This window comes from Gemmatimonadales bacterium (genome assembly GCA_030697825.1).
Lineage (GTDB): Bacteria > Gemmatimonadota > Gemmatimonadetes > Gemmatimonadales > JACORV01 > JACORV01.
This window is the reverse complement of sequence record JAUYOW010000329.1, coordinates 43261-53453: the sequence shown is the minus strand read 5'-3', so window position 1 is coordinate 53453 and position 10193 is coordinate 43261. Positions and strand designations below refer to the sequence as shown.

General features: G+C 69.1%; 10 protein-coding genes. 1 reads left to right on the top strand and 9 read right to left on the bottom strand.

What is annotated here, in order from left to right; all coding sequences use genetic code 11:
* Window positions 1–326: hypothetical protein (locus Q8Q85_16545; GenBank protein ID MDP3775870.1), on the top strand; the 326-nt coding region annotated here is incomplete at its 5' end.
* A gap of 57 nt (window positions 327–383) precedes the next feature.
* Here the strand turns inward: Q8Q85_16545 and Q8Q85_16540 are convergent.
* From Q8Q85_16540 to Q8Q85_16500, 9 genes are all read right to left on the bottom strand, one after another.
* Window positions 384–1430 (bottom strand): hypothetical protein, encoded by a 1047-nt coding sequence (locus tag Q8Q85_16540; protein ID MDP3775869.1) that lies wholly within the window; start codon window positions 1428–1430, stop codon window positions 384–386.
* 52 nt (window positions 1431–1482) lie between these two features.
* The gene (locus tag Q8Q85_16535; protein MDP3775868.1) at window positions 1483–3093 is read right to left on the bottom strand and encodes a M28 family metallopeptidase; all 1611 of its coding nucleotides are present in this window, start codon (window positions 3091–3093) and stop codon (window positions 1483–1485) included.
* Window positions 3090–3686: a nucleotidyltransferase family protein gene (locus Q8Q85_16530; GenBank protein MDP3775867.1), complete on the bottom strand. Its 597-nt coding sequence runs from the start codon at window positions 3684–3686 to the stop codon at window positions 3090–3092. The genes Q8Q85_16535 and Q8Q85_16530 overlap by 4 nt, the downstream gene beginning before the upstream one ends.
* A 25-nt stretch (window positions 3687–3711) precedes the next feature.
* Window positions 3712–4767 carry an XdhC family protein gene (locus Q8Q85_16525; GenBank protein MDP3775866.1) on the bottom strand — a complete coding sequence of 352 codons (1056 nt, stop codon included), beginning with the start codon at window positions 4765–4767 and terminating at the stop codon, window positions 3712–3714.
* Window positions 4768–4913: 146 nt separating this feature from the next.
* Window positions 4914–6854 (bottom strand): HD domain-containing phosphohydrolase, encoded by a 1941-nt coding sequence (locus Q8Q85_16520; protein MDP3775865.1) that lies wholly within the window; start codon window positions 6852–6854, stop codon window positions 4914–4916.
* The gene (locus tag Q8Q85_16515) at window positions 6851–7861 is read right to left on the bottom strand and encodes an MlaD family protein (protein MDP3775864.1); all 1011 of its coding nucleotides are present in this window, start codon (window positions 7859–7861) and stop codon (window positions 6851–6853) included. Before Q8Q85_16515 ends, Q8Q85_16520 begins: the two co-directional genes overlap by 4 nt.
* Window positions 7862–7883: 22 nt before the next feature.
* Entirely contained in the window at window positions 7884–8615 is a 732-nt protein-coding gene (locus Q8Q85_16510) for an ATP-binding cassette domain-containing protein (GenBank protein ID MDP3775863.1), read from the bottom strand.
* Window positions 8612–9310, bottom strand: coding sequence for an ABC transporter permease (locus Q8Q85_16505; GenBank protein MDP3775862.1), 699 nt, complete (start codon window positions 9308–9310; stop codon window positions 8612–8614). Before Q8Q85_16505 ends, Q8Q85_16510 begins: the two co-directional genes overlap by 4 nt.
* A gap of 99 nt (window positions 9311–9409) precedes the next feature.
* Window positions 9410–10153, bottom strand: coding sequence for a CsgG/HfaB family protein (locus Q8Q85_16500; GenBank protein MDP3775861.1), 744 nt, complete (start codon window positions 10151–10153; stop codon window positions 9410–9412).
* Between the last annotated feature and the right edge of the window lie 40 nt (window positions 10154–10193).

Here is a 10193-nt window from a genome sequence, read left to right as displayed (position 1 = left end):
GCCGCGCGAGGCGCCGCATCGCCACGTCCGCGCCGTCACGCCATCTTGATTCTGGTTGCGCGAGGGGGGGGCTTCAAGACCGCTCGGCCACGATGATCGCCGAGATCCGCGACCCGGAATGCTCGGGTTCCTGCCGATCGGGGTTCGCCGAACGGTATGCGCGGGCCCGTCAGGCGTTCGAGACCTGGGTCAACGATCCCGATCGATCAGAGGAGGCGGTCGCGATCGTGACCGGCGTCGGGTTCTTCGATCGGAACCACGGCCAGACCGGTGCGGCCCCCAACTTCATCGAGCTGCACCCGGTCCTCTCGATCCAATTCCGCTAGCCGCTCATCCGACTCAGGGCGTCCGACGCGTTTGCGCACCCGGGTCTACGGCGAGTCTCACGGCCGCGCGATCACCGTGGCGCCGGCCGCGACGCTCACGGTGGTCATGCGCTGGCCCAGTTTGACCGAGTAGCTGCCGGGCAGGAGCGCCAGGGGCGCGCCGAGACGGCTGTAGCTCAGCTGTCGGCCGGTCGCGTCGTTGACGTAGTAATACTCCGTGCCGGCCCCATGCACGACCACGGTCCCGGTTGCGACTCGGGTAGAGCTGTCCGCAGGCACGGCAACCAGGGTATCCGCGTTATTGACCTTCACTCGATACCGCCCTGGAAGGTACGAGGTCGCGCTCCCGAGCCGGGCGTAACCCAGTTGCGTCCCCGCCGTGTCCAGGACGTAGTAATACTCGTCGGTGGTCCCCAGGGCCGACAGCGTCCCCGAGCGAAGCATCATGGTGTCGGACGCGCTCACGGCGGTCCGCGCGGTGGCGTTATTCAGCTTGAGGACGTACCCGCCCGGGAACACGTCGAGCAGCCGCCCCAGTCTCTCGTAGGCAAGCTGAGTTCCCAGCGTGTCAAGGACGTAGTAGTACTCGTCCGTGGTGCCGGCCACCGACACCGTGCCCGCCGGCAGCGTAACGGTGTCGCCGCCGTGCACCTCGAAGCCCGATCGGGAGTTGTTCACCTTGACCAGGTAGCGGCCCGGCAGCACGGACAGGAGCCCGCCGATCCTCTGGTACGAGAGCTGGGTGCCGAGGGTGTCCAGGATGTAGAAGTAGGCGTCGGTGCCGCCGGTCACCCGGACGTCGCCCGCCGTGCACGTGGTGACGCGCCCCGCCCGCACGGTAACGCCCCTCTGCGAGTTGTTGATCTTGACCCGGTAGTCGCCGGGCGGGAGCGCGAGGACCTGACCGGCGCGCTGGTATCCCACCTGACGGCCGCCGCCGTCCACCGCGTAGAAGTACTCGTCGGTGCCCGCGGTCACGCGGAGCCCCGTCTCCGTGGCCTCTCCGTCGCGGCACACCGCATCGCCGGACGACTTGCCGCAACCGGCCAAGCCGCAGAGCCCCGCACCCATCGCCACGATCGCCAACAGACGCCGCCGCGCCATACATCCTCCTCGCCGCTCAAGCGGCTCGCTTCAGAGGTTTTTCAGCACCCTGCTAGGGCGTCGCGGCCTGGTTCCGCGCGAAACGCCTAAAGAAGCTGTCCGCGTTCCACGCCGGCCTCGTGGGTCGGTTCGCGACCTGTTCGAGCACGGCCAGGTACACCCGGTTGAAGTCGGTGGCGGCCTGGAGGTCCACCGGCTGGGCGAGATCGTCGGCGGGGGCGTGGTAGCGTTCCGCGCGGAAGCGCCGGACGATCGCGTGTTCCGGGGACCCCGCGTCGAAGCCGTTCTTCAGCGAAATGGACGTCACGCCTCGGCGAATGAAGCTGTACTGGTCGCTCCGGGTGAACGCATTGCGCAACGGCTCCGGGTCGGACAGCACCATGATGCCTAACGGCTCGGCGGCCGCGCGAACATCGGAGGCGAGGTCCGACTCCTCGAGTCCGTTGACGATGAGGCTGCGGAGCGGGAAGAGTGGAAGGAACATGTCCACGTTGACGTCCGCGACGATGGCGGCCGCGGGCACCGTCGGGTGCGCCGCGAAGTAGCGTGAGCCCAGGAGGCCCTTCTCCTCGGCGGTGCAGGCGAGGAAGATGATGGATCGGCGGAACCTGGTGCGCGTGCGCGCGAGCGTGAGCGCCGTCTCCAGAAGCGTCGCGGTGCCGGAGGCGTTGTCCATCGCTCCGTTGTAGATGCTGTCGCCGTTGATGGGCCGCCCGACGCCGACGTGGTCGAGGTGGGCGCTGATGACGACGTACTCGTTCCGCAGCACGGGATCGGTCCCGGGAAGGATCCCGACCACGTTCTGCGACTCGACATCGGCGGTCTCAGTTGCGACCGTGGCGCGAATCGACGCGGCCAGCGGGAACCTCGGCAACCGCTGGTCGGCGTTGGCCAGGCTCAGCATTTCCGCGAAGGTGTGACCGGAACCCGCGAAGAGCTTCTGCGCGCGCTCGGGGTTGAACGTCACGGCGAGCCGCTGGCCGGCCGTCTCGTCGAGCGTCGAGTCGGCTAGCGTCATCGAGGGCGCGAAGCGCGACAGCATCGACCGCGCCCACGGTATGTCCTGGCCGCGCGGGTTCGGGATGGTGATGACGCCGACGGCGCCCGCGCGCCGGAGCGCTTCCCAGCGCACCGACTGGGAGTGCGCCAGCACGGGGCCCGGGATCGTGGGGGGGCCGCCCGACATCAGGACGACGACCTTGCCGCGGACGTCGAGACCCTCGAGATCGTCGTAGGAAAGCTCGGGGACGGTGAGCCCGAATCCGATGAAGGCCAGCGGCACTTCGGTGTTAGGCGCCGGGTTGATACGCATTCCCAGCGTCGCCTCGTCGCCCAGGAGGATGGGCTCGACCGCGCCACCCGCGCGCACCAATGCGAGGCTCGAACGCTCCTCCACCACGCGTCGGGTGCGGAAGCGGACGGTCTGGATGTAGCCCTGAGTGCCGCCGGGCCGGAGGCCGGCGCCCCGGAACAGGTCGGCTACGTAAGCGGCTGCCTTGCGGTGCTCCACGCTCCCGGTCTCGCGGCCGCGCATGGAGTCGTCGGCGAGGGCCGACACGTGACGCCACCACCCCTCGGCCGGGGCCTGCGCCGCCGCCGGGGCGACCGCCGCCAGGCAGACCGTCACCATCGCGACCCACGCACCACGCACCGCGTTCTTCACAACCTCTCCCTCGCGCCCGAGCGCCGGATGCCGAGCTTGCGCAGGTCTTCCGGGGTATCGATGTCCACAACGCCCTCCTCGAACGTGACACGAATGGCTCCGCTCTTGTGCTTTTCGATCACCTTTTTCGCGCCGTTGTCGCCGGTGAGCAGGAAGAGCTCGCCGAAGAGCGACCGGTCGAACAGCGCGGGCGTGCCCAGCGTGCCGGCGTAGGCGCACGCGACCGCGGGCGGGCGGGCGTCCGCGTACCTGTCCACCAGGCGGCGGAGCAGTTCCGCTGAAACGTGCGGCTGGTCGCAGGTCATGAGGATCACGGCGTCGGGCTCCCGGTCCCTGCCCAGGGATCCGAGGCCGGCCTGGATCGACGTCGCGATGCCGGTGCGCCAATCGCGGTTGACTATGACCTCGAGCATCAGCCTGGACACCTGACCCCGCAGGAGATCCGCCTGCGCGCCGAGGACCACCACGACCGGGCCGGTCGCCGCCTGCACGGCGACGTCCGCCGCGTGGCGGAGCAGCGTGCGCCCCAGGTGCGGCAGCAGTTGCTTGGGATGACCGAGCCGCGTGGAGCCGCCCGCGGCGAGAACGATCACGCCGACCACCGGCGCGGTACGCCGCTCAGCGCCGGTCGTGGATCGGCCCTTTCCGCTCGCGCAGCATCCCGCCGGCGCGCCCGCCCATCACGGCGCGGATCTCTCCCGCTATCGACAGCGCGATCTCGCCCGGCGTCTCGGCGCCGAGGTCGAGGCCGACCGGTGCATGGAGCTTGGCGAGCTGGACGAGATTGGGCTCTTCGCCGCGCTGCTTCAGCTCGCCCAGCAGCCGCTCGGTCCTGGACCGCGGGCCAAGCAGGCCGATGTAGCGGGTGTGCGACTTCAGAAGGGTCTCCAGCAGGACGGCGTCACGAGGATAGTTGTGTGTCATGACCACCGCCGCCGTCCGGTCGTCGAGCACCCCGACGGGATCGTCCTTCGTCACGATGCGCACCTGCCAGCCCAGCTCGAGGCCGAGCTGAGCAAGCGGACCGGTGTCGTTCCCGTCGCCGCAGACGACGAGCGCGATGGGGCGGGGAACATACTCGATCAGCACTTCCGCCACGCCGCCCGCCGTCCGGTACTCGACCGCGTCCGATCGCTCCTCACGCATGACCCTCTCGGCGTCGGTCACGACCGAGCCGCCCAACTCGCCGCCGACCAGGTCGCCGATGGCATCGCCGTCCGCCCGGACAACGAGCCGGGCGCCGACCGACCCGGCGCCCTCCGGCGCGCGGAACAACGTGGCCACGGCGGCCGGTACCCGGTCCCGCATCACCGCTTCCATGAACTCCAGGTGAGCAGGCGCGCGCCCGGCGGCCACCGGCTCAAGGAGCACGTCGAGCTTCGCCGCGCACCCCATGCCCAGTCCCCACGGCGCGTCATCGTCCCGGGTGAGATCGTACTCGACCGCTACGGCCTTGCCGCTCGTCTGCACCCGTTCAGCGTGCGCGACCACGTCCTTCTCGAGGCACCCGCCGCTGATGGCGCCCACGCTCGTGCCGTCAGGCAGCACGACCATTCGCGCGCCGGGACCCCGGTACGCCGAACCCGCCACCTTCATGAGGGTGGCCAGCACGGCTGGCTTTCCCCTGACTCCTGCCCTCTGGATGGCGGTGATGATGGTCTGGAGCTCGGTCACGGGCCCTCAGTCCTGAAACCCGTCCGCCTGTCCACCGCTGCAACTCTGCAACTCTGCAACTCTACCGCCCCCTGTAATCCCGTCATCCTGTCATCCTGATCGGCAGCCGACGTATCCGTTGCCCGGTCGCGGCGAAGACGGCTCTCCTAGCCCGCCAACGTCTCGAACACCTTCCCCTCGGTGAACAACCTGAACAACTCGGGATCCAGCATCCCTTCTTTCACCTCGGACGACATGATATCCAGCGCCCTCTGCAACGGCACCGCCCTCTTGTACGGCCGGTCCGCCGCCGTCAGCGCGTCGAAGATGTCGCTGATCGTCATCATCCGGGTCTGGATCGGGATGTGGGCGGCCGCCACCTTTCTGGGGTAGCCGCGCCCGTCCAGCTTCTCGTGGTGCCCGTAGGCGATGAGCGGGATCTGCGACAGCTCCTTCGTCCATGGGATCTGGAGCAGGAACTGGTACGTGTGCGTGACGTGGCTCTCTATTTCCAGCCGCTCCGCCTCGTCCAGGCTCCCCTTCCGGATAGTCAGAAACCGAACCTCGTCGTCCGACAAGTACGCCTGGTCGTGGCCGTCGATGTCGGTGAACCGCCTCTCGGCCAGGGCCAGCAACTCCTCGAAGCTCCCCTCGGGCAGCAGCGAAGGCTCGTTGGCCGACAGCACCGTCTTGAGGAACGAATCCAGGGCGTCGATCTCCTTGAAGTGGGTCCGGTCCAGTTCGGCGATGAACTCTCCGTAGCCCTGCGTGCCGTGCCCGGTGAGGTAGTCCGCGCGCCGGCGGTGATACTCGAGCTCCGCGGTGCGCTTGATGAAGGCGCACCGGGACTTCACGAGCGAGAGGTCCGGCGGGTAGAGCTTCTTGGCCTTGACGAGCACCTGCTCGCGCACCCCGACCTTGCCGAAGTCGTGCAGGAGCCCGGCATAGCGGATCTCCTTGACCTGCTCGCGCGAGAAGTTGATGTGCCGGTACTGGCCGTCCGAGGCGCGGTCCACGACTTCCGCGAGCCCCACGGTCATGGTAGCCACGCGGCCGGAGTGGCCGAACGTGGTCGGGTCTCGCTGCTCGATCGCGGTGACGGCCGCGGTGACGAATCCCTCGAACAGGCGCTCGATGTTCTCATATAGCAGGCTGTTCTCTATGGATACCGCGGCCTGCCCGGCGAGCGCGGTCACGATCTCGACGGTGCGCCGCGAGTAGGGAACTACCTGCCCGTCCACCAGCTCCGGCGAGACCAGCTTCACAGCCGGGTCGCGCTTCCGGTTGATGAGCTGGAGCGCGCCGATCACTTCGTCCCGGTGGTTCCGCATCGGGACGGTGAGCATGGACTTGGACCGGTAGTTGTTGCGTTCGTCGAAGCTGCGGTTGAACGAGTACTCCACGTCGGGCGGCAGGAAGTACACGTCGTCGATGACCAGCGGCTCGCCGGTGGAGCAGACGTAGCCCGCGAGGCTCCGGTTGTCGAGCGCCATCGCGAACTCGACGAAGCCCGCGTTCTGAAGGGTATCGCCTTGCGTCAGCTTGAACCGGAGTTGCGGGGCGGGAGTGTCGCGCCCCTCGACGAGGTAGAGCGAGCCGCCGTCGGACTGGGTGATTTGTCGCGCCTGGGTGAGGATCAGGTCCAGAAGGACGTCGTAGTTGCGCTCGGTGCTGAGCGCGACGCCGATGCGGGTGAGGTCGGTGATCTCCTTCGAGCGCGCCGCTATTTCCGCTCGGGCACGGTGCGCGTCGATCCGCATGGCCGCCTCGCGGTACGCCGCCCTCAGCGCCGTCAAGAGCTGGCGCGGTCCGGCGGGGTGCGTGAGGAAGGCGGAGACCAAGTCCGCGCCGGGCAGGTCGGCGGGCATGTCGGCCTCGCCGGGGGCGCCGAGGCCGACCACGCTCGCACCCGCGTTCGCGGCGCTCCGCACTCCCCCCAGGCCCAGGATCCGCCGCAGCGGCTCGTCGAGCAGCAGGACCGTAGGCCGCTCGTCGATGGTGCCGGGGCCGAGGGCGTTGATCGCCTTGCGCTCTATCTGCTCGGCGTCGAGCGCGGCCCGCGCCTCGCCCGGGTCCCAGGTCGGCCCGTGGAGCAGGACGAACTTCATCGCTGGTCCCTGGGGCGCGGGGTGGTATCGCGCGCGGCGGGGGTGGGGCGTGTCGTGTCGGGCCGGACCGGCGGGGTCGCGGCGCGCGCGGAGTCGCGCCGCCACGCGGCGAGCGAGTCGGGCATCTTGACGCCGGTGATGAGCCGCATGGGGCGCCGGCCCACCTGCTCGAGTACGAACTGTAGCTGCTGCGTGAGCTGCCGGAGGTTCGCGATGATGGCGGCGATCTCCGGCCGGTTCTCCCCTCCCATCGCGATGAAGAGGCGGGTGAGCGAATCAACGCTGATAAGGAGCCGCCGAGACTGCACGATCGTCGAGTCCACCTGGCGGAAAGTAACGCCCGTCCTGACGTTGCTGCTGTCCATGATGAGCCGGAGCCGGTCGAGGTTCGCCGCCACGCCGCCCATGAGCTTGTGCGTTTCGGGCTCGACGCCCATTAGGAAGTGGCGTGCGGTCCCTGAGGCGGCGGCGAGGCTGTCGGCGAGGCGGCGGGTCGCGTCCAAGGTGCCGGTGGCGGCGACCAGCGCCGCCTGGATGGTGCCCTTGAGGTCGTTGGCCAGCGCGCCGAAGGCCTCCATGGCCGCGGGACTGCGGTGCATGTCGATAGTGTCACCGGGGCCCAGCGTTCCGCCGCTGTCGGAGTGGATCACCAGCAGCAGGGTGGAGCCGCCCAGGAGGCCGCTTTCGACCTCCGCATCGGTGCCGCGGGGGAGGCGCAGGGGGGTGCCGTCGGCGAATGCGTCGAGCAGCGAGAGCTTGAGGACGAATTCGAGCCGGCCCGCCGAGCCCGCCGCCGGCCGTGGTGATATCGCGGCCACGCGACCGACTTCCAGGCCCTGCATGAAGATCTTGGTGTCGACCGCGATGTCCTTGGCATCGTCGGTGCGCACGTACACGTCGTAGCGCTTGATCCCCCAGCCGCTGGTGGCGACGAGAGCCGCCACCACGAGGGCGACGGTGCCAATGAGGAACATGCCGACGTAAAGGTCGCTGCGCTGAACGTTCACGAGTCTGGGGTTCGGGTTCGGGTCACGGCGTCTCGTCCACGGCCTCGCCATCCACGACCTTCACGACGCGCGTCAGCAGCCGCCGGATCGCCGGCACCAGGTCCTGCGCCGTGAGGAATACGGTGCGGCGCGAGCCATCATCGCGGCGGCTCGCGTGTTCGATCAGGTCCACGGCGGCCCGGCCGGTGAGCCCGTCGAACGGCGCTTCGAGCACCACCAGGTCCGGATCGAGCGAGATGGCGCGAGCGACGGCGGTGCGGCGCCGGTCTTCCTCGTTCGCCTGCGCGGGGCGGAGTCCGGCCACCGCCCTGAGGTGGAGGTCGTCCATCAGCTGCGTCACGCGACCATCCACCTCGGCCAGCCGATGGTCTGACGCGAAGCGCAGCGGTAGCGCCACGTTGTCGTGCAGAGTGAGATTCTGCAAGAGACCGTCGCCGAGTTGAAGGTAGCCCAGCCTCCGCCGGAAGACGAGCAGATCGTAGTAGGGAAGGTCGGCTATCGGCGCGCCGAACACGATCGTCTGGCCGCTGGGCGGTCGCCGAAGGCCCAGCGCGTAGCTCCCCAGGTCGCCCACGCCGCTGTCCTCGTCGCCCACCACCGCCACGACCTCCCCCGCCTCGACCGTCACGTCGAACCGGTGGTCGGGGTGGTCGGGCCGGTCGCGAAGGTCAATGTCCTTGAAGACGAGCGCCGCCGCCGTCTCCACGCCGAACCTGTATGCCTGGGCTAGGAACGAGCGGCGCTCCGGGCTCATGCCGCGATGGCTACGAACGCCGCGGACATGATGAAGATCGCCACGATCGTCCCCACGACTCCACGCGTCACGGCCTGCGGGATCTCGGTCGGGCCCGCCTTTACCGCGAGGCCGTGGTAGCTGCAGAAGAGCGCCACCGCGGCCCCAAACGTGATCCCCTTGGCGACGGTCAGCCAGACGTCCTTGGCCGACAGGGTGCTCAACACGATGTCGGCGTAGCGGCTGATCCGCATGCCGCCCGAGCCGAAGCTGGCGCCGATGTAGCCCGAAACGAGCGCCACCCCGTCGAACACGATCATCAGGCATGCGACCGACACGATCGCGCCGAGCATGCGGGGTAGCACCAGGTAGATGTACGGGTCGATCCCCATCGCCTCGAGAGCGGTGACCTCTCCCAATACCCGGTTGGTCGCCATCTCGGCCGCGATCGCGGTCCCCGAGCGGCTCACGACGATGAGCGCTGTCAGGAGCGGGCCCAGCTCCCGGATCACCGCCACGACCATGATGGTGCCGATGAAGTTGGGCGCGACCGCCCCCAGCTGGCTGCTGGTTTGCGCGATGACCAGGAACGAGAGGATCGCCGAGAGGAGTGCGACCAGGCCGATGGCCTGGATGCCGGTGAAGCGGATCTGGTTGACGAGCACGCGTAGCGTGACCCAGCGGCCGGCCCGGCTGAGCCGGGCCGCGGCCGACATGGCCCTCAATGCGAAGCGCGCCAGCCCTCCGAGAACGGAAAGCCGGCGCGCTCCCGATTGTCCGATTGCCGCGACGACCGCCGTCACGGCCTCAGCATATCACGCACAGGCGCCCTGCTGCAAGCGGTTGCAATCAGTGCGGGCTTGGGTGTAGTTGGGGAACGCCGTGAGCGCCGCCCGGTACTGCTCCACCGCCCGGTTCGTGTCGCCGCGGTCGGCGTAGAGCACCCCGCGCGAGTAGGCCATCACCGCCTGGGTGGGCGGATTGCCCTGGCGCTGGCGCTCCTCCTGCACCCGCCGCTCCAGGGGCGGGAGGTTGGCGTCTCGCATGAGCTGCGTCGCGAGTTGCGAGACCAGCTCGAAGACGTTGTCGAGCCGGCCCGTGACCCGCTGGGTGCGCAGGATCTGACCCGTCTCCGCGTCGAAGAGCCGCGCGTCGATGCGGAACGATCCGCGCACGTCGTACAGCGTGCCGGTGACCATGTACCTGGCGCCGATCAGCCGGCCGATCTGGACGATCGTGTTAGCTTCGACCCGCCCCTCGCGCCCCAGGTTCTGCTCCTGGAGGATCTGCTGGAGCTGAGCGCGCTCGACCACGCGGACCGCGGGGTTCACCGCGATCTCGCCGATGGTCATCGAAGCGAGTCCGCGCCTGAGGGCCTGGTAGTCGTCCGGGTCCTGGCCGATAGTCGCGCCGATGTCGAAATCGAGCACGGCCATCCCCGGCCGCGCGTCCTGCTGGCCGGCGGCCGGTGCCGGAGGCCGCTGCTGCGCCCGGGCCGGCATCGCCACGAACAGCGCGGCCAGCGCCAAGGCTGAGGTTCCCGCTGCCAACCGCTTCATACGTGCGACCTCCGGTGAGAGACCTATTGACGCGCCAACG